General features: G+C 71.3%; 17 protein-coding genes. 5 read left to right on the top strand and 12 right to left on the bottom strand.

What is annotated here, in order from left to right:
• The first annotated feature begins 58 nt into the window (after window positions 1-58).
• Window positions 59-2095 (top strand): NPCBM/NEW2 domain-containing protein, encoded by a 2037-nt coding sequence (locus RPQ07_RS32255; RefSeq protein ID WP_313947749.1) that lies wholly within the window; start codon window positions 59-61, stop codon window positions 2093-2095.
• On the opposite strand, the gene RPQ07_RS32250 is transcribed toward RPQ07_RS32255, so the two are convergent.
• Window positions 2079-3044 (bottom strand): ROK family protein, encoded by a 966-nt coding sequence (locus tag RPQ07_RS32250; RefSeq protein ID WP_313947748.1) that lies wholly within the window; start codon window positions 3042-3044, stop codon window positions 2079-2081. The two genes, RPQ07_RS32255 and RPQ07_RS32250, sit on opposite strands and share 17 nt — an antisense overlap.
• Window positions 3045-3257: 213 nt before the next feature.
• On the opposite strand from RPQ07_RS32250, the gene RPQ07_RS32245 reads away from it, so the two are divergent.
• Entirely contained in the window at window positions 3258-4247 is a 990-nt protein-coding gene (locus RPQ07_RS32245; protein ID WP_313947747.1) for a LacI family DNA-binding transcriptional regulator, read from the top strand.
• Between the two features lie 46 nt (window positions 4248-4293).
• Here RPQ07_RS32245 and RPQ07_RS32240 read toward each other — a convergent pair whose 3' ends face one another.
• From RPQ07_RS32240 to RPQ07_RS32215, 6 genes are all read right to left on the bottom strand, one after another.
• Entirely contained in the window at window positions 4294-6075 is a 1782-nt protein-coding gene (locus tag RPQ07_RS32240) for a serine/threonine-protein kinase (protein WP_313947746.1), read from the bottom strand.
• A gap of 113 nt (window positions 6076-6188) precedes the next feature.
• Window positions 6189-7478: a DUF6986 family protein gene (locus tag RPQ07_RS32235; protein ID WP_313947745.1), complete on the bottom strand. Its 1290-nt coding sequence runs from the start codon at window positions 7476-7478 to the stop codon at window positions 6189-6191.
• 152 nt (window positions 7479-7630) lie between these two features.
• The gene (locus RPQ07_RS32230; protein ID WP_313947744.1) at window positions 7631-8605 is read right to left on the bottom strand and encodes an electron transfer flavoprotein subunit alpha/FixB family protein; all 975 of its coding nucleotides are present in this window, start codon (window positions 8603-8605) and stop codon (window positions 7631-7633) included.
• Window positions 8606-8660: 55 nt separating this feature from the next.
• Window positions 8661-9446, bottom strand: a complete 786-nt coding sequence (locus RPQ07_RS32225; RefSeq protein WP_313947743.1) for an electron transfer flavoprotein subunit beta/FixA family protein — start codon at window positions 9444-9446, stop codon at window positions 8661-8663.
• A 217-nt stretch (window positions 9447-9663) separates the two neighbouring features.
• Complete coding sequence (locus RPQ07_RS32220; RefSeq protein ID WP_313947742.1) at window positions 9664-10170, bottom strand: flavin reductase family protein; 507 nt, start codon at window positions 10168-10170, stop codon at window positions 9664-9666.
• A gap of 113 nt (window positions 10171-10283) precedes the next feature.
• The gene (locus RPQ07_RS32215) at window positions 10284-10697 is read right to left on the bottom strand and encodes a thioredoxin family protein (protein ID WP_313947741.1); all 414 of its coding nucleotides are present in this window, start codon (window positions 10695-10697) and stop codon (window positions 10284-10286) included.
• 76 nt (window positions 10698-10773) lie between these two features.
• On the opposite strand from RPQ07_RS32215, the gene RPQ07_RS32210 reads away from it, so the two are divergent.
• A complete protein-coding gene (locus RPQ07_RS32210; RefSeq protein WP_313947740.1) occupies window positions 10774-11190 on the top strand; it encodes a DUF4395 domain-containing protein in 417 nt (138 codons plus the stop codon).
• A gap of 160 nt (window positions 11191-11350) precedes the next feature.
• Window positions 11351-12073, top strand: a complete 723-nt coding sequence (locus RPQ07_RS32205; protein ID WP_313947739.1) for a lysophospholipid acyltransferase family protein — start codon at window positions 11351-11353, stop codon at window positions 12071-12073.
• Between the two features lie 95 nt (window positions 12074-12168).
• On the opposite strand, the gene RPQ07_RS32200 is transcribed toward RPQ07_RS32205, so the two are convergent.
• The 5 genes from RPQ07_RS32200 to RPQ07_RS32180 all read right to left on the bottom strand — a co-directional run bounded on the left by RPQ07_RS32200 (window position 12169) and on the right by RPQ07_RS32180 (window position 17427).
• Window positions 12169-12861: a B3/4 domain-containing protein gene (locus RPQ07_RS32200; RefSeq protein WP_313947738.1), complete on the bottom strand. Its 693-nt coding sequence runs from the start codon at window positions 12859-12861 to the stop codon at window positions 12169-12171.
• 218 nt (window positions 12862-13079) lie between these two features.
• Complete coding sequence (locus tag RPQ07_RS32195; RefSeq protein ID WP_313947737.1) at window positions 13080-14168, bottom strand: low specificity L-threonine aldolase; 1089 nt, start codon at window positions 14166-14168, stop codon at window positions 13080-13082.
• Entirely contained in the window at window positions 14147-14902 is a 756-nt protein-coding gene (locus RPQ07_RS32190; RefSeq protein ID WP_313947736.1) for an SDR family oxidoreductase, read from the bottom strand. Before RPQ07_RS32190 ends, RPQ07_RS32195 begins: the two co-directional genes overlap by 22 nt.
• A gap of 26 nt (window positions 14903-14928) precedes the next feature.
• Window positions 14929-16350 (bottom strand): DUF6421 family protein, encoded by a 1422-nt coding sequence (locus tag RPQ07_RS32185; RefSeq protein ID WP_313947735.1) that lies wholly within the window; start codon window positions 16348-16350, stop codon window positions 14929-14931.
• An 81-nt stretch (window positions 16351-16431) separates the two neighbouring features.
• Complete coding sequence (locus RPQ07_RS32180) at window positions 16432-17427, bottom strand: alpha/beta hydrolase (RefSeq protein ID WP_313947734.1); 996 nt, start codon at window positions 17425-17427, stop codon at window positions 16432-16434.
• A gap of 290 nt (window positions 17428-17717) precedes the next feature.
• Between RPQ07_RS32180 and RPQ07_RS32175 the strand changes: the two genes are divergently transcribed.
• Window positions 17718-18401 (top strand): glycerophosphodiester phosphodiesterase, encoded by a 684-nt coding sequence (locus RPQ07_RS32175; RefSeq protein WP_313947733.1) that lies wholly within the window; start codon window positions 17718-17720, stop codon window positions 18399-18401.
• Window positions 18402-18449 lie beyond the last annotated feature (48 nt).

Below are 18449 nucleotides of genomic sequence, written 5' to 3'. Positions count from 1 at the left end.
GTCACTGACGCGTACATGACGCGGCCTCAAGCAGGCGCGAGTACGGAGGAAAGTCACGATGCGATACCTTCCCACCCGCACTACCCGCCATCGAGTCGTCGGAGCGCTGGCCACCCTGCTGCTCAGCGCCGGAGGCTTAGGCGCCCCGGCTGTCGCCGCCGCCCCGGTCACGGGGGCGGAACCCGCTCCCGCCGCTCCACAGGTCGACGACGCACAGGCTCTCACCCCGCCGATGGGCTTCAACAACTGGAACTCCACCCACTGCCGGGCGGAGTTCAACGAGTCGATGGTCAAGGGGATCGCCGACCTCTTCATCGAGAAGGGGCTCAAGGCCGTCGGCTACGAGTACGTCAACCTCGACGACTGCTGGGCCCTGCCGGAGCGCAACGCCGAGGGCGAACTCGTTCCCGACCCCGTGCGCTTCCCGAACGGCATCAAGGCCGTCGCCGACTACGTCCACTCCAAAGGACTGAAGTTCGGCATCTACACCAGCGCGGGGACCAAGACCTGCAACGAGGCCGGATTCCCGGGGGCGCTCGGGCACGAGTACAGCGACGCCCGGCAGTTCGCCGACTGGGGCGTCGACTACCTCAAGTACGACAACTGCAACAACCAGGGCGTGGACGCCGAGCTCCGCTACACCACCATGCGCGACGCCCTGCGGGCGACCGGTCGCCCCATCCTCTACAGCATCTGCGAGTGGGGCGAGAACAAGCCCTGGGAGTGGGCCAAGGGCGTCGGCCAACTCTGGCGCACCACCGGTGACATCAGCGATCACTGGGGCTCGATGCTGTCCATCATGAAGCAGAACCTGCCGCTCGCGCCGTACGCGGGTCCCGGCCACTGGAACGACCCCGACATGCTCGAGGTCGGCAACGGCGGGATGACGGACACCGAGTACCGCTCGCACTTCTCCATGTGGTCGGTCATGGCGGCCCCGTTGCTCATCGGATCCGATCTGCGCAAGGCACCCGCCTCCGCCTTCGAGATCCTCGGCAACCGTGAGGTGATCGCCGTCGACCAGGACCCGCTGGGCAAGCAGGGCACCGTGGTCTCCTCCGGGGGCGGCCGGTGGGTCGTGGCCAAGGAGATGCAGGACGGCAGCCGTACGGTCGCCCTGTTCAACGAGAGCGGCGCTCCGCAGCGGATCGCCACCACCGCGAAGGCCGTCGGCCTCCCGAGCGCGCCCGCGTACCGGATGCGCGATCTGTGGAAGCACTCCGACACCAACACCGCGGGCACGATCGCCGCGACGGTTCCGGCGCACGGCACCGTGCTGGTGCGTGTCTCCGTCGACCGGAAGTGGGCACTGCTGCCCCCGGCCGTCGACGTGAGCGCCGACGAGGGTCTGATGAGGGAGGCCGGGCGCACGGGCACGCTCACCACCACCGTCACCGATCTCGGCCGCACCCCGGCACTGGCGGTGTCCGTCTCCCTGACCGGCCCGGCCGGCTGGAAGCTCAGGCCCACGTCCCCGGCCACCGCGGCCGCGCTCCCGAGCGGCAGGAAGCTCACCACCGCCTGGGACGCGGCGATCCCCGCGGGCGCGGCCCCCGGTGCGTACGACCTGACGCTCACGGCCTCCTACCGCTCGCCGACCGGGCAGCGGCTGACCTCCACCGTGCCGCTGCGGATCCAGGTCGTGGTGGCACCGCCGCCCGGCGAGTCGTATCCGAGCGATCTGGGCCCGCTGAGCGCCACCAATGACTGGGGTCCGGTGGAGCGCGACCGGAGCAACGGCGAGGGCGAGGCGGGCGACGGCGGGCCGATCACGATCGGCGGGCAGGTCTTCGCCAAGGGCCTCGGAGTCCACGCCGCGAGTGCCGTGGAGTACTACACGGGCGGGAAGTGCTCCACGCTCACCGCGCAGGTCGGGCTCGACGACGAGACGGGAACACGCGGCACGGTGACGTTCGAGATCTGGGCCGACGGCGAGAAGGCCGCCTCGACCGGCGTCCTGACCAATGCGATGCCCGCTCAGCCGCTCTCGGCCGACGTGAGCGGCGCCGAGGTCGTCCGGCTGGTGGTCACCGACGGCGGGGACGGCATCAGCTACGACCATGCCGACTGGGGCGATCTCAGGATCGGCTGCTGACGACCGCCGCCGCCTCGCCGTGCCGGGCGAGCGAGGCGGCAGCGGCGGCGCCCACGAGGCCGGCGTCCGTACCCGTCAGGGCGGGGACGACACGGAGGCGTTGGACGAAGGAGAGCGTGGCGTAGTCGTGCAGGGCCCGGCGCAGCGGCGTGAACAGGACGTCCCCCGCGCCCGCCACTCCCCCGCCGATCACGGCTATCTCGATCTCCACGAGCGTCGCGGTCGCGGCGATACCTGCGGCGAGGGCCTGGGCGGCGCGGTCGAAGGAGGCGGCGGCGACCGGATGTCCGGCCCGGGCCGCGGCGGCCACGGCGGCGGCCGAGGTGTCACCGTCGGGTCCGGGCCGCCAGCCGCCGTCCAGCGCGCGCCGGGCGATGTTCGGGCCGCTGGCGATCCGCTCCACACAGCCGCGGGCGCCGCAGGGGCACAGGTCCCCGTCGAGATCGACGCTGATGTGGCCGATGTGACCGGCGTTGCCGGTGGGGCCGGGATGCAGCTTGCCGCCGAGAACGAGTCCGCCGCCGACGCCGGTCGACACGACCATGCACAGGGCGTTGTCGTAGCCGCGGGCCGCGCCCTGCCAGTGTTCGGCGGCGGTCATCGCGACCCCGTCGCCGACGAGTTCGACGGGCAGTCCGCCGGATGCCTGCCGGACGCGGGAGACCAGGGGGAAGTCGCGCCAGCCGGGGACGTTGACCGGGCTGACCGTGCCCGCGGACGCGTCCACCGGGCCCGCGCTGCCGATACCGACGGCCGACGCCTCCGCCCACAGCGGTGAGGCGGACAGGTCGGCGAGCACCGCCTCGACCGCGTGCATCACCGTCTCGGCGCCCTCGGTGGCCGGTGTAGGTCGCTGCGCCCGCTGAACGATGCGGCCGCTACCGTCCACCAACGCGCCGGCGATCTTGGTGCCGCCTATGTCCAGCGCGGCGACGAGGTCGGTATGCATTGGTGTGGGATCCCCCGGGAAACTGGTCGGACCTGCGGTTGGGTAACCAGTCTCCATTCCCCTGACAACGTTGTCCAGGCCCTATGCTCGACGGTACAGCTTCGCATACGCCGCACAACGACAGGACTACGCACTGTGGCCGATACCGACCGCCCCTCGCACACGCCCGTGCGCACGCGAGGTCCCGAGCCCCGCTACGGGAATCGTCCCACCATGAAGGACGTCGCCGCACGTGCCGGAGTCGGTCTGAAGACGGTCTCCCGCGTGGTCAACGGCGAGGCCGGTGTGACACCCGACACGGAACGCCGGGTGCAGGAGGCGATCGAGTTCCTCGGCTTCCGCCGCAACGACAGCGCCCGGGTGCTGCGCAAGGGGCGCACCGCCTCGATCGGGCTGGTGCTGGAGGATCTGGCCGACCCCTTCTACGGTCCGCTGAGCCGCGCGGTCGAGGAGGTCGCCCGCGCCCATGGCGCGTTGCTCATCAACGGCTCCAGCGCCGAGGACCCCGACCGCGAGCAGGAGCTGGTGCTCGCGCTGTGCGCCCGCCGGGTCGACGGTCTGATCGTGATCCCCGCCGGGCACGACCACCGCTATCTGGAGCCGGAGATCAAGGCCGGTATCGCCACCGTGTTCGTGGACCGGCCGGCCGGTCAGATCGACGCGGACGTGGTGCTCTCCGACAGCTTCGGCGGCTCCCGGGCCGGCGTCGCCCATCTGATCGCGCACGGCCACCGCCGTATCGGCTTCATCGGCGACCAGCCGCGGATCCACACCGCTGTCGAGCGACTGCGCGGCTACCGCGCGGCGATGGAGGACGCCGGGCTCGATGTCGACGACTCGTGGGTGTCGCTCGGTTCCACGGCTCCCGAGCGGGTCCGCTCGGCCGTCACCGGGATGCTGTCCGGGCCGGAGCCGGTCACCGCGCTGTTCGCGGGCAACAACCGGGTGACCGTCACCGCCGTACGGGTGCTGGCGGAGCGGGAGCAGCAGGTGGCCCTGGTGGGCTTCGACGACATCGAGCTGGCGGATCTGCTCGGGATCACGGTGATAGCCCAGAATGCGGCGTCGCTGGGACGCACCGCCGCGGAGCGGCTGTTCCGCCGCCTCGACGGCGCGGACGACGAACCGACCCAGGTCGCCCTGGAGACGGTGCTGATCCCGCGCGGGTCCGGCGAGATCCCGCCGCCCGCGGGCGACCGCTAGGGACCGCCGCCCGCCGCCCCGCCCTGCCCGAGCCGCCCGCCCGGCGTCAGCAGACCGGCAGGCCGGGCACCGGCTCGTCGTTGTGACCGCCCTGGATGTTGACGTCGTTGACGAAGACTCCGGTGTTGCCGCTGTCGTCGTCGGTCCTGGCCCACCAGATGTTGGTCCACTGCCCGTGGGACTCACGACGGCCCAGGTTCTGCTGGCAGTAGAAGTAGTTGGTGCCCGCCTTCAGTACCCCCTTCTCGGTGCCGGACGCCGTGTACGAGGTGGCCGTGCGCCACACCTTGCAGTTGTACTTGCCGCCGCCGATCGCATGGCAGACCGGCGCGGGGTCGGGGTCGGAGCCGCCGCCCGTCGTCGCACCGCCACCGGTCGCGCTGCCGGATCCGCCGCCGCCTGAGGTGTCCGATCCGCCGCCGGTGGTGTCGCCGGCTCCCGCGCCGCCGCCCTTGCCGGACGAGCCGCCCGTGGACTCGCCCGCACCGTTCGTTCCGGCGGCCGGCGGCTTGGCGGACTGCGACGGAGAGGTGCCGGCGTCCGGCTCGGAGGGCCCGGAGCTCGGGCTCTTCTCCCCGGGTGCGACCTCGTTGCCCGCTTCCGACGCACCGCCCGCGCTCTTGGAGGGTGACGTGCCTTCGCCGCCCGCCCGTTCGCCGGTCGAGGAGCCGTCGCGGTCGACGAGGGCGTACGTCACGCCTCCGCCCGCAAGCAGGACGGCGACGACACCCGCGGCGATGAGCATCATCCGGCCGCGGCCGCGGGACGCCCGTGCCGGCCGGGAACCCTGCGGGGCGACCGGCACCGTGACGGCCGGGGCGGCCGGTGCCGGTTCCGGTGCTGCCGGTTCCGTTGCTGCCGGGCCGAATCCCTCGGGACGGTGCGGCGCCGCGTTGAGCACGGTCGGCACCCGGGTCGCCGGCTCCTGCGGGCCGGGCGCCGGAGGTCCCAGCGGGGCGGTGGAGGCGGCAGCGGTGTCGGCGGCGGCCGCGGCCAGCAGCCGGGCCGCGGTCTCCGCGTCGGGGCGCTGTGCGGGGTCCTTGTGAAGCAGTTGCCGGAGCACGGGGCCCAGCGCGCCGGCCCGCTCCGGCTCGGGCAGCGGTTCCACCACGATGGCGTTGAGCGTCGACCAGGTGGAGGTGCGCCGGAACGGGGCCGCGCCCTCGACCGCCGCGTACAGCGTGGCGCCCAGTGCCCAGATGTCGGAGGCGGGGCCGGGCGCCTGGCCCTGGGCCCGCTCGGGCGCCAAGTAGTCGAGCGAACCGACCAGTTCGCCACTGCGGGTCAGATGGGTGGTGGAGCCGTCGCCGGGGTCGTCCATCGCGGCTATGCCGAAGTCGGTGAGCACGACGCGGCTGTCGCCCCCGGCGGACCCGCCCCGGTCCAGCAGGACGTTGCCGGGTTTGACGTCCCGGTGGAGCACGCCGACACGGTGGGCGGCGCCGAGGGCCTCCATGACCTTGGCCCCGATACGGGCGGCCTCGCGCGGGTCCAGCACGCCCTCGCCGTGCAGCATGTCGTCGAGGGACGGGCCGTCGATGAGCTCCATGACGATGACCGGGCGGCCGTCGTGCTCAGTGACGTCGTGCACGGCGATGACGGAGGGGTGGCGTACGCGGGCGGCGGCCCGCGCTTCGCGCTGCATCCTGATCCGCAGGTCGTCCAGTTCGGGACCGGACGAGTCGGAGTAGGTCCGCAGTTCCTTGACGGCGACCTCGCGGCCGAGCACCTCGTCGACGGCGCGCCAGACAACTCCCATGCCGCCGCGGCCCAGTTGTTCGATCACCCGGTAGCGGCCGGCCAGCCGCTCGTTCTCCCCCGACGTCACCGCTGCCCCGTTCCTGTTGCGTGTGTGTGCGCATTCCGCCTGCGCGTGCGCGCGCGTTCCAGGTACAGACTAGGCGGAGCAGCAGGGGCAGCAGTGACGGGAGTTGGCCACCGTTACTGGGCTGTGGCGGTGAGATCCCCTCGCCGCGGAGCCGCGAAGCTGTCGAGACCCGCACGGGTCAGACCGGTGAGGCCGGCCACCTCGGCGGTGTCCAGCGCCCCGCAGTCGATGCCGCGCAGCAGGTAGGAGCTGAGCGCCTTGGCGGTGGCCGGCTCGTCCATGACATCGCCGCCCGCGTGGTTGGCGTAGGCGGCGAGGCGGGCGGCCGCCTGCTCGAAGCCCTCGCGGTAGAAGGCGAACACCGCGGCGTAGCGGGTCGGAAGATGGCCGGGATGCATGTCCCAGCCCTGGTAGTAGGCGCGCGCCAGGGCCCGGCGGGTCAGTCCGTAGTGCAGCCGCCAGGCGTCGTGCACCTGCCCGGTGGGACCGACGGGGAGCACATTGGTGGAGCCGTCCGAGACGCGTACCCCGGTGCCGGCGGCCGCGACCTGCATGACGGCCTTGGCGTGGTCGGCGGCGGGGTGGTCGCTCGCCTGGTAGGCGGCGCTGACGCCCAGGCAGGCGCTGTAGTCGAAGGTGCCGTAGTGCAGCCCGGTGGCCCGGCCCTCGGCGGCGTCGATCATGCGGGCGACGGCGGCGGTGCCGTCTGCGGCGAGGATGGACTGGCTGGTCTCGATCTGGATCTCGAAGCCGATCCGGCCGGCGTCGAGTCCGCGCGCCTTCTCGAACTCCTCCAGCAGCCGGACCATCGCGGTGACCTGCTCGGCGTAGGTGACCTTGGGGAGGGTCAGGACGAGCCCGTCGGGCAGGCCGCCGTGCTCCATCAGGCCGGTGAGGAAGATGTCGAGCGTGCGGATGCCCCGGTCGCGTACGGGCGCCTCCATGCACTTCATACGGATGCCCATGTACGGTGCGGCCGTTCCCTGCTCGTAGGCCTCGGTCACCAGACGGGCGGCCCTGGCCGCGTCGGCGTCCTCGCCCTGTCCGCTGTAGCCGTCCTCGAAGTCGATGCGCAGGTCCTCGATGGGTTCGCGCTCCAGCTTGGCCCGTACACGCCGGTACACGGGCTCGGCCAGTTCGTCCGAGAGGCCGAGGACGGCGGCGAGGGAGGCGGCGTCGGGTGCGTGCTCGTCGAGTGCGGCGAGCGCCTGGTCGCCCCAGGAACGGATGGTGCCGGCGGCGAAGACGTCACCCGGTACGTAGACGGTGTGGACGGGCTGGCGGGTGCCGGGGTCTCCCGGGTACCGGCGGGCGAGCTCCGCGTCCACCGGTGCGAGGGAGGCGCTGATGCCCTCGCTGACCGCGCCGGCGAGGCTCGTTGCCACCTTCTCCTGCTGACCCATCCCACACCCTCCTGTTTTCCGCTGCACGGAATCAACAATCCGCATAGTGAAGTTAATAGGCGGTCGCGACCTGCGTCAATGGTCCCCCGAACGCGGCCGGGGCCGCACGGTGGCAATCACCGTGCGGCCCCGGCCGTTCAGAGCGGTGCGGGTCAGCCCTTGCGGGTCTTGACCTGTTCGGTCAGCTGGGGGACGACCTCGAAGAGGTCGCCGACCACGCCGTAGTCGACGAGGTCGAAGATCGGGGCCTCGGCGTCCTTGTTGACGGCGACGATGGTCTTCGACGTCTGCATACCGGCGCGGTGCTGGATCGCGCCGGAGATGCCGGAGGCGATGTACAGCTGCGGCGAGACGGACTTGCCGGTCTGGCCGACCTGGTTGGAGTGCGGGTACCAGCCGGCGTCGACGGCGGCGCGGGAGGCACCGACGGCCGCGCCGAGCGAGTCGGCGAGCGCCTCGATGATGGCGAAGTTCTCGGCGCCGTTGACGCCGCGGCCGCCGGAGACCACGATCGCGGCCTCGGTCAGCTCCGGACGGCCGGTCGACTCACGCGGGGTGCGCGAGACGACCTTGGTGCCGGTCGCGGCCTCGGAGAAGGAGACCGTGAGGGCCTCGACCGTGCCGGCGGCGGGAGCGGCCTCGACGGCGGCCGAGTTCGGCTTGACCGTGATGACCGGGGTGCCCTTGCTGATCCGGGACTTGGTCGTGTACGACGCCGCGAACGCGGACTGCGTGGCGACGGGGCCGTCGTCGCCGGCCTCCAGGTCGACGGCGTCGGTGATGATGCCGGAGCCGATACGGACCGCGAGGCGGGCCGCGATCTCCTTGCCCTCGGCGGAGGACGGTACGAGCACGGCGGCCAGGGAGCCCCCGGCGGACGCCGCCTCGTAGGCGGCCTGGAGCGCGTCCACCTTCGGCACGACGAGGTAGTCGGCGAACTCGGGAGCGTCGGCGGTCAGCACCTTGACCGCGCCGTGCTCGGCCAGCGCGGCGGCGGTGGACTCGGCACCCGCGCCGAGCGCGACGGCGACCGGGTCGCCGATGCGGCGGGCCAGCGTCAGCAGCTCCAGGGTGGGCTTGCGGACGGCACCGTCCAGGTGGTCGACATAGACGAGAACTTCAGTCATGGGACTTCAATCTCCTGCGAATGCGAAAGAGCTGGGGGCGGAGAGGCGCTCGGCCTCAGATGAACTTCTGGCTCGCGAGGAACTCCGCGAGCTGCTTGCCGCCCTCGCCCTCGTCCTTGACGATCGTGCCCGCGGTACGCGCCGGGCGCTCCGTGGCCGAGTCGACCTTGGTCCAGGAGCCTTCGAGACCGACCTCGGCGGCGTCGATCTCCAGGTCCTCGAGGTCCAGGGACTCCACCGGCTTCTTCTTCGCCGCCATGATGCCCTTGAACGACGGGTAACGCGCCTCGCCCGACTGGTCGGTGACCGACACCAGCGCCGGGAGGGAGGCCTCCAGCTGCTCGGACGCCGAGTCGCCGTCACGGCGGCCCTTGACGGTGCCGTCCTCGACCGAGACCTCGGAGAGCAGCGTGACCTGGGGGACGCCCAGACGCTCGGCGAGGATCGCCGGGAGCACGCCCATGGTGCCGTCCGTGGACGCCATGCCGCAGATGACCAGGTCGTAACCGGTCTTCTCGATCGCCTTGGCCAGCACCAGCGAGGTGCCCATGACGTCGGAACCGTGCAGATCGTCGTCCTCGACGTGAACGGCCTTGTCGGCGCCCATCGACAGCGCCTTGCGCAGCGCGTCCTTGGCGTCGTCGGGGCCGACGGTCAGCACGGTGATCTCCGCGTCGTCCGCCTCGTCGGCGATCTGCAGCGCCTGCTCGACCGCGTACTCGTCCAGCTCCGACAGCAGACCGTCCACGTCGTCACGGTCGACGGTCAGGTCATCGGCGAAGTGCCGGTCGCCGGTGGCGTCGGGCACGTACTTCACACAGACAACGATCCTCAAGCTCACGCCGGCTCTCCTACTACATCGGTCATTTCTGTGGGGTCCCCGGCGCCGTGGGCCAGGGGCCTGCCTTATGCAGGCAGCATAGGCGCCTGAAGGCGGGGTTTCCGGTCGGGGCGACCGGTGCCCTGAGCGAAATATTACTCACCAGTACATCCCTCATGTACCCCGTGAGCAAGCGCTTGGAACTGTGACGTTGCCAACGCTGCGTAACCGGGGACTCTCAGTCCCGCAGGGCGTTGAAGCGGCCTTGGTGATAGACGAGAGGGCCGGCCGTTCCCGTCGAATCCCCCGCCACCACCTGGGCGATGACGAGGTGGTGGTCCGCGGCCGGGACGCGCGCGACGACCCGGCAGACCATCCAGGCGGGCACGTCGCCGATGACGGGCACGTTCTCCGGGCCGTTGCGCCAACGGGTGGGCGCGGCGAAGCGGTCCGCTCCGCTGCGGGCGAAGGTGGCGGCCAGCTCCTGCTGGTGCTCGCCGAGGATGTGGACACCGACGTGCTCCGCCCGGGCTATCACGGGCCAGCTGGAGGACGCCGTCCCGACCCCGAAGGAGATCAGCGGCGGGTCGGCGGAGACCGAGCTGAGGGAGGTGGCGGTGAAACCGACGGGCTTCTCGTCCTGCGCGGTGATCACCGACACACCGGCGGCGTGCCGGCGGAAGACGGCGCGCAGCAGCTCGGGCGAGGCCACTCGGGGAGTACCGAGTTCAGGCGTAGCGGTCATGGAGTGCGGGCCGGCCCACGGAGGGAAGGTTCTTCGGACACAGCGTCAGCCTGGCGATGCGTGGCAGGTGCAGTCAAGTGCTGCCCAGAAGGTGCGAGACGGATCACGGTGCGTCACACCGCCCGGCCGAGCGCGTTGATCACATCCGCCTTACGGGGCTGACCGGCGGCGCGGGTGACGATGTGTCCGGTGGAGTCGAGCACCAGGACGGTCGGCGTCTTGAGGATGCCGAGTTCGCGGACGAGCGTCAGCCGCTCCTCCGCGTCGATCTCGACATGGGTCACGCCGTCGATCATGCCCGCCACATCGGCGAGGGTGCGCCGCGTGGCCCGGCACGGCTGGCAGAAGGCACTGGAGAACTGCACGAGCGTCGCCCGTCGTCCCAGCTCCGCCCCCAGATCGGCCGGGCTCAGCCTCTTCCCCGCATCCCGACCGCGCACCTTCAGCCTCCCGCCGTTCTTCCTGTGCCACACCCCGAACACGCTCGCCGCCGCGAGCACCAGCGCGCACACCACAAGTCCGCTCATCCTCAACTCCAGCGTTCACAGGACTGCAAAGATTCCCACCGCTCCAGGGCCCGCGCGGTGCGTGATCCTGAACAGCATGGACATCGACGTCAGGGGCCCGCGCTTCGGGGCCGCCGTCACCACGGCCGTACTCGCCGTCGTACTGATCACCGGAAGCGGCGGCCTGCTCGCCTGGCAGGCCCTGTGCTTCGCGGCGGGCGCGCTGCTGGGAGTGCAGCGCTCGCCGTACGGATGGCTCTTCCGCACCGCCGTCAGGCCGAGGCTCGGTCCGCCGGCGGAGCTGGAGCCGTCGGCGGCCCCGCAGTTCGCCCAGGGGGTCGGGCTGGCCTTCGCGCTCCTCGGGCTGATCGGCTACTTCGCCGGACCCGCGTGGCTGGGCGTCGCGGCGACCGCCTGCGCTCTCGCCGCCGCCTTCCTCAACGCCGCCTTCGGCTACTGCCTCGGCTGCGAGATGTACCTGCTTCTCCGGCGGGTGACGCCGAGGCGTCCATAATGTGACGGGAAGGACGTGACAAGAATCTCGCCGACCTCCGCCACCAGGACTGGCCAGCACGCCGCCCATGGGGCACGATCGGCGCAATGCCGAAAACCTACGGCTGCGTAACTTCCGCCGGGAGAACCCTCCCCGGGCACAACAGAAGGGCCCTCTCCAGATGGCAGAGCTCGTCTATCGGCCGGTCATCGGCGCCGCTCGCACCATGTTCAAGGCGCTGGACCTGAAGATCGACACTCAGGGTTCGGAGAACATCCCGCGTACCGGCGGTGCTGTGCTCGTCAGCAACCACATCAGCTACCTGGACTTCATCTTCACCGGCCTCGCCGCGCTGCCGCAGAAGCGGCTCGTGCGCTTCATGGCGAAGGACTCCGTCTTCCGGCACAAGATCTCCGGCCCGCTGATGCGCGGCATGAAGCACATCCCGGTGGACCGCACGCAGGGTGAGGCCGCCTACGCGCACGCCCTCGACTCACTGCGGTCGGGCGAGATCATCGGCGTCTTCCCCGAGGCCACCATCTCGCAGTCGTTCACGCTGAAGTCGTTCAAGTCCGGTGCCGCCCGGCTGGCGCAGGAGGCGGGCGTACCGCTCATCCCCATGGCGCTGTGGGGCACGCAGCGGGTGTGGACCAAGGGCCGCCCGCGCAACTTCCGCCGCAGCCACATCCCGGTCACGATCCGGGTGGGCGAGCCGGTCGAGGCGCCCACCGACCAGTACGCGGGTGCGATCACCCGTCGGCTGCGCGAGCGCGTGCAGGAGCTCCTCGAAGCGGCTCAGCGCGCCTATCCCGTGCGCCCCAAGGACGCGTCCGACACCTGGTGGGTGCCCGCGCACCTCGGGGGCACGGCGCCGACTCCGGCCGAGGTCCGCGAAGCCGGCTGAAACGTCACGCCCGTCGGCGGGCTCGTCCCCCGGCGGGCGGGTCCGTCGGCGCGTACACCCGCCAAGCGCGGCACCGCCGTCGGTGCGCCCGCTCGTCAGTGCGGCGGACGGATCGTGATGCGCGCGCCCGGGCTCAGCTTCTCCAGCGACTCGGCGAGTTCATTGCCCGCGGCCTCCAGCTCGCCGGTCGTCATCGGCCCCAGCGACTCCAGCAGGAAGATCGCGTTCACCGACTCCTCGGTGAGCCGGGTGCGGGGCCCCTGACGCCAGTTCCAGCGCCGGCAGGTGACGCCCTCGTCGTCGCGCCAGACGACCTCGCCCGCGTCCGGGTGCTCCACCGTCTCCTCGCCGCCGGCGACGGTGACGAAGGGTTCGCTGCCGGTGGCGCGCACCAGGTGCATCCCGCCCCGGATGCGGTCCAGGTCCTCGCCGCCGACCGGGATCAGATGGGCCACGCTGATGGCGTTGTAGAGGTCGACCAGCACATTGATCCGCGGCAGTCCGCCGTCCGCGAGCGCCCTCCTGGCCAGCGCCTCGGCGGAGTTGCGGGTGCGGGACGGCTTGGAGCCGAAGGCGGTGTACGCCGCGCGCCAGGCGGCCATGTGCGGGTCCTCGTGCGGGGCGCGTCCGTCCAGCCGCTCGGCGAGCCGTGCGGCGGCGGCGTCCAGCAGGGCCGAACTCTCGGCGGTACTGGGCCCGTTGACCAGGCCGTGCGCCTCGACGGCCAGGTGGACGAAGCCGGGGACCAGATCCCTGACCTCGTCGGAGACGGTGAGCGAGAGCGTCATACCGGACTGCCTCACGGTGCGCTGGGAAGGCGGCGCCGGAGCGCTCGACCGGTCGCTGCGGACCGGTGGCGCGCATCGGACACCGCGGGACGTGGTACAGCGTACCGTACCGAACGGTCCATCCCATTGGACTGCCCGACGGGCGTACGGCACAACAGCGCACGGGCCCGCCGGACACTGTCCGGCCGGCCCGTCTGCCTGGCTGCTCCCCCGCGGCGCTACGCCGCCATCTCCTCCTTGAGCGCCTGGACGAAGGCGTCGACGTCCTGCTCCGTGGTGTCGAAGGCACACATCCAGCGCACATCGCCGGCGGCCTCGTCCCAGAAGTAGAAGCGGAACCGCTTCTGCAGCCGCTCCGTCACCGCGTTGGGCAGCCGCGCGAAGACCGCGTTGGCCTGGACGGGGTACAGGATCTCGACGCCGTCGACACCGCGTACGCCGTCGGCCAGCCGCTTCGCCATGGCATTCGAGTGCCGGGCGTTGCGCAGCCACAGATCGCGCGCGAGCAGCGCCTCGAGCTGTACGGAGACGAACCGCATCTTGGAGGCGAGCTGCATGGACATCTTGCGCAGATGCTTCATGTGGCTGACGGCGTCCGGGTTGAGCACGACGACGGCCTCGCCGAACAGCATGCCGTTCTTCGTGCCGCCGTAGGACAGCACATCGACGCCGACGGCATTGGTGAACGTGCGCATCGGGACGTCCAGGGACGCCGCCGCGTTGGCTATCCGGGCACCATCGAGGTGGACCTTCATCCCGTGCCCGTGGGCGTGCTCGACGATCGCGCGGATCTCGGCCGGGGTGTACACCGTGCCCAGCTCGGTGTTCTGGGTGATCGAGACGACCTGCGGCATCGCCCGGTGCTCGTCCTCCCAGCCCCACGCCTGCCGGTCGATGAGCTCGGGGGTGAGCTTGCCGTCCGGGGTCGGCACGGTGAGCAGCTTGAGACCGCCCATCCGCTCCGGTGCGCCGCCCTCGTCCACGTTGATGTGGGCGGACTCGGCGCAGATCACCGCGCCCCACCGGTCGGTGAGCGCCTGGAGCGCCGTGACGTTGGCGCCGGTGCCGTTGAACACCGGGAAGGCCTCGGCCGTCGGCCCGAAGTGGCTGTGCATGACGCGCTGGAGGTGGTCGGTGTACTCGTCCTCGCCGTAGGCGACCTGATGACCGCCGTTGGCGAGGGCGAGCGCCGCCAGGACCTCGGGGTGGGCGCCCGCGTAGTTGTCGCTCGCGAAGCCGCGCACCTCGGGGTCGTGGTGGCGGCGGGCCGCCGTCGGTGCGGCCTTCACGGTTTGGGGGTCAGCCACAGACGCTGTCCATTCGCTTCCCTGGCGGGCCGGTCCCAGACCCCGGCGATGGCTTCCGCCAGTTCCGTCACGTCCGTGAAGCCCGCGAACTTCGCATTCGGGCGCTCGGCGCGCATGGCGTCGTGCACCAGTGCCTTGACGACCAGGATCGCAGCCGCGGCCTTCGGGCCCTCGTCGCCCCCCGCCTTGCGGAAGGCGTCGGCGAGCGCGAGCGTCCAGGCCTCGGCCGCGGCCTTCGAGGCGGCGTACGCGGCGTTGCCGGCCGTCGGGTTGGACGCGCCGGCCGCGCTGATCAGCAGAAAGCGCCCGCGGTCGCTGCGCAGCAGCCCGTCGTGGAAGGCGAGCGAGGTGTGCTGCACCGTGCGGATCAGCAACTTCTCCAGCAGGGCCCAGTCCGCGAGCTTCGTCTCCGCGAAGGACGGGCTTCCGCGCCAGCCTCCGACGAGGTGGACGAGCCCGTCGATGCGGCCGAACTCCTTCTCCGTCTTGTCGGCCCACTCCCGTGCGGCGTCCAGGTCGAGCAGGTCGACCGTGTCCCCCGTGACGGTCGCCCCGCCGTGCGCGTACCGGGCGGCGTCGACCGCCTCGGCGAGCCGTTCGGGATCGGCGTCCGATGCGACGACCGTCGCGCCCGCCTCGGCGAGACGCAGCAGGGTGGCGCGGCCCGCCGGGCCCGCCGCTCCCGCCACCGCGACCACGGCGCCGTCCAGCGGCGCGTTCGAGCCTGAGTTCATGGTCGTGGTCTCCTTCGTGCGCGTGCTCATGCGGCTGCCCCGGAGGGCGCCGTGCTCTCGGCCGCTGCCGTACCCGCCGCGGTGATGCCCTTCGTGGAGGCGATCACCGTCTTCAGCTTCTTGGAGAGCGCCTCGAAGAACATGCTGAGCGGAAACTCGTCGGGAAGCACGTCGTCGACGAGTTTCCGGGGAGGCTGTGACAGATCGAGGGCGTCCGGGCCCTTGGCCCAGCGCGAGCCGGGGTGCGGGGCCAGGTAGGTGGAGACCAGGTCGTACGCGGCGAACCAGTGGACCAGCTTGGGGCGGTCGATGCCGTCGCGGTACAGCTTCTCGATCTCGGCGCACAGCTGGTTCGTGACCTGCGGCGCCCGCTCCCAGTCGATCTTCAGGGTGTTGTCGGTCCACCGCAGCACGTCGTGCTTGTGCAGGTAGGAGAAGAGCAGCTGGCCGCCGAGGCCGTCATAGTTGCGCACGCGCTCGCCGGTGACCGGGAAGCGGAACATGCGGTCGAAGAGCACGGCGTACTGGACGTCGCGGCCGTGGGAGTTGCCCTCGGCGTCGAGCTTCACGGCCTCCTTGAAGGCGGTGAGGTCGCAGCGCAGCTCCTCGAGGCCGTACATCCAGAACGGCTGGCGCTGCTTGATCATGAAGGGGTCGAAGGGCAGGTCGCCGTGGCTGTGGGTGCGGTCGTGGACCATGTCCCAGAGCACGAAGGCCTGCTCGCAGCGCTCCTGGTCACCGATCATCTCCTGGATGTCCTCCGGGAGCTGGAGGCCGAGGACCTGCACGGCCTCACTCGTCACGGCGCGGAAGCGCGCGGCCTCGCGGTCGCAGAAGATGCCGCCCCAGGTGAAGCGCTCGGGGGCCTCGCGCACGGCGATCGTCTCCGGGAAGAGCACCGCGGAGTTGGTGTCGTAGCCCGCGGTGAAGTCCTCGAAGGTGATGCCGCAGAAGAGGGGGTTGTCGTAGCGGGTGCGCTCGAGCTCGGCGAGCCACTCGGGCCACACCATGCGCAGCACGACCGCTTCGAGGTTGCGGTCCGGGTTGCCGTTCTGCGTGTACATCGGGAAGACGACCAGGTGCTGGAGCCCGTCGGCGCGGCCCCGGGCGGGCTGGAAGGCCAGCAGCGCGTCAAGGAAGTCGGGTATGCCGAAGGCATCGTCGGCCCACTTGCGCAGGTCGGCGACGAGCGCGCGGTGGTACTCGGCGTCGTGCGGCAGGAGCGGGGAGAGCTCGCCGATCGCGTCGATGACGCGGTCCAGTACTGCTTCGGCGTCGACACGCGCGGGGGCGCCCTCGGCGTCGAAGTCGATGGAGCCGTCCTTGGACTGCCAGGGACGGATCTCCTCGACGGCATTCTTGAGCCTCGTCCAGGCCGGGTGCTCGACGACCCGGTCGGCGGGGGATATGGGCGCAGGTGCGGCGTCCTGCACAAGAATTTCCGTCATGTCACTTCCTCCACAGGAGAACCTCGCGTCAAGACACCGTATCTATGCCCGGTTCTCCGGTACAAGTAGCCAGAAGCGAAATTATTCTTCCCCACCTTCATGATCACCGGAAGGTTTGCGGTCGATCATGGTCGCGGCAATGACTTCTGCCACACCGGCCATCGCATCCTTCGCCTCGTCCACCACATTGCTCAGCGCGAGGAAGCCGTGGAACATCCCCGGATAGTGGGCTTCCGTGACCGGTACGCCCGCCTCGACGAGCCTCTTCGCGTACGCCCGGCCCTCGTCGCACACGGGGTCGCAGCCGGCCGTGACGATGTGCGCCGCAGGCAGTCCGGCGAGCTCGGCGCGCAGCGGGGAGGCCAGCGGGTGATGGATGTCACCGTCCGGTCCGAGGTACAGATCGCGGAACCAGCGGACGTGCTCGGCGGTGAGGTAGTAACCCTCCGCGTTGGTGCGGTGCGACTCCGTGTCGAGAGCCGCGTCGGTCGCCGGATAGATCAGCACCTGCAGGGCGACGTCCGGACCGCCGCGCTCGCGACCGACGAGCATGGCGCAGGTGGCGAGGTTGCCCCCGGCGCTGTCCCCCGCGACGACCAGGGCGCGCGGGTCGCCTCCCAGCTCGCCGATGTGGTCCGCGGCCCAGCACACGGCCGCGTACGCGTCCTCGATGGGGACCGGGAAGCGCACCTCGGGAGCGAGGCGGTAGTCGACGGCGACGACGACGGCGCCCGCGTCCCGGCAGAGCTGACGGCACAGCCGGTCGTGGCTGTTCAGCCCGCCGAGCACCCAGCCGCCGCCGTGGAAGAAGACCACCGTCGGCCAGGGCCCGGGTCCGGCTTCGGGAAGGGGACGGTAGACGCGCACCGGAAGCTCGGGGGCGCCGGGCGGGCCGGGGATCGTGCGGTCGGCCACCTCGCCCACCTTCTGCCTGCCGAAGGGTGACAGGGAGGCGTCCATGATCCGCCGCGCCTCCACGGCATCGGTCACCGACACCCCGACGTCGGGGAAGACCGCGGCGAGAATGTCGACGAACTCCCTCACCTCGGGCCTCAGCCGGTCTCTCCCGACGGTCATCCGGGTCTCCCTCGTCCGTGCGAACAGTGTGTCGGCCCCAGCGTTCCTTCCCGGCGCGGCGGCGCGCAGGATTTTGCGCAGGGCTGACATGACGTCAAGCCCTACAGGACGCGCCCACGAGCGGGGGACACGACAGGCGCCCGAGTGGCCGGAAGTCGGCGCCAATCACCCCTGTTACCGCGTGCGAGAGCGGTTTCATCCGGGGGTCCGGCCATTAGGCTGCGTCCTTGCCGCGCCGCGTCGTCAGGCCACGCCGCGCGGGAGCCGCCGTCGACGGAAGCGAGAGAATCTTGACTTTCCTCACCATCGGTCATCGCGGGGTCATGGGCGTCGAGCCGGAGAACACCCTGCGTTCCTTCGTCCGGGCCGAGCGGGCCGGGATGGACGCCATCGAACTGGATCTGCATCTGAGCAAGGACGGCGCGCTCGTCGTCATGCACGACGCCGACGTGGACCGTACGACGGACGGCAAGGGACCCATCGCCGACAAGACCCTGGCGGAACTGCGCGAGCTCGACGCGGGCCAGGGCGAGCGGGTGCCGGTCTTCGAAGAGGTCCTCGACGCGGTGCACGCACCGCTGCAGGCCGAGATCAAGGACATCGCCGCGGCGCGTGCCCTCGCGGAGGTGATGAGGAAGCGCGACCTCGTCCACCGGGTCACCGTCTCGTCCTTCCACGACGACGCGGTGGCCGAGATCGCCTCGCTGGTGCCGGGCGTCCGCACGGTGCTGATCGCGAGCCGCTGGGGTGCCGACATCGTCGACCGCGCCAAGGCCGTGGGCGCGGGAGCCCTCGCACTGAACATCCGCCGGCTGACCCTGGAGACCGTCGAGCACGCCCACGGCGAGGCGCTTCAGGTGATCGGCTGGGTGGTCAACACCCAGGACCAGCTGCGGCTGGTGCGCGCCCTCGAACTCGACGGCGCGACCACCGACTTCCCGGAGATCCGGCGCACCGGGCGGTTCACCGCGTAGGGCGTGGCGGCCGGTCAGGACCCCGCCGCGGTGCGGGGCGGTTGGGGG

This window comes from Streptomyces sp. AM8-1-1, assembly GCF_032229325.1.
In the GTDB taxonomy this organism is placed as follows: domain Bacteria; phylum Actinomycetota; class Actinomycetes; order Streptomycetales; family Streptomycetaceae; genus Streptomyces; species Streptomyces achmelvichensis.
This window is presented reverse-complemented; position numbering and strand designations above follow the sequence as displayed.

Excerpts from the sequence above, each read along its gene's own strand:
- RPQ07_RS32200 (WP_313947738.1), bottom strand. The coding sequence starts at position 12,861 with ATGACGCTCTCGCTCACCGTCTCCGACGAGGTCAGGGATCTGGTCCCC.
- RPQ07_RS32185 (WP_313947735.1), bottom strand. The coding sequence starts at position 16,350 with ATGACGGAAATTCTTGTGCAGGACGCCGCACCTGCGCCCATATCCCCC.
- RPQ07_RS32250 (WP_313947748.1), bottom strand. The coding sequence starts at position 3,044 with ATGCATACCGACCTCGTCGCCGCGCTGGACATAGGCGGCACCAAGATC.
- RPQ07_RS32230 (WP_313947744.1), bottom strand. The coding sequence starts at position 8,605 with ATGACTGAAGTTCTCGTCTATGTCGACCACCTGGACGGTGCCGTCCGC.
- RPQ07_RS32190 (WP_313947736.1), bottom strand. The coding sequence starts at position 14,902 with ATGAACTCAGGCTCGAACGCGCCGCTGGACGGCGCCGTGGTCGCGGTG.
- RPQ07_RS32215 (WP_313947741.1), bottom strand. The coding sequence starts at position 10,697 with ATGAGCGGACTTGTGGTGTGCGCGCTGGTGCTCGCGGCGGCGAGCGTG.
- RPQ07_RS32220 (WP_313947742.1), bottom strand. The coding sequence starts at position 10,170 with ATGACCGCTACGCCTGAACTCGGTACTCCCCGAGTGGCCTCGCCCGAG.
- RPQ07_RS32205 (WP_313947739.1), top strand. The coding sequence starts at position 11,351 with ATGGCAGAGCTCGTCTATCGGCCGGTCATCGGCGCCGCTCGCACCATG.
- RPQ07_RS32245 (WP_313947747.1), top strand. The coding sequence starts at position 3,258 with ATGAAGGACGTCGCCGCACGTGCCGGAGTCGGTCTGAAGACGGTCTCC.
- RPQ07_RS32255 (WP_313947749.1), top strand. The coding sequence starts at position 59 with ATGCGATACCTTCCCACCCGCACTACCCGCCATCGAGTCGTCGGAGCG.
- RPQ07_RS32180 (WP_313947734.1), bottom strand. The coding sequence starts at position 17,427 with ATGACCGTCGGGAGAGACCGGCTGAGGCCCGAGGTGAGGGAGTTCGTC.
- RPQ07_RS32210 (WP_313947740.1), top strand. The coding sequence starts at position 10,774 with ATGGACATCGACGTCAGGGGCCCGCGCTTCGGGGCCGCCGTCACCACG.
- RPQ07_RS32235 (WP_313947745.1), bottom strand. The coding sequence starts at position 7,478 with ATGGGTCAGCAGGAGAAGGTGGCAACGAGCCTCGCCGGCGCGGTCAGC.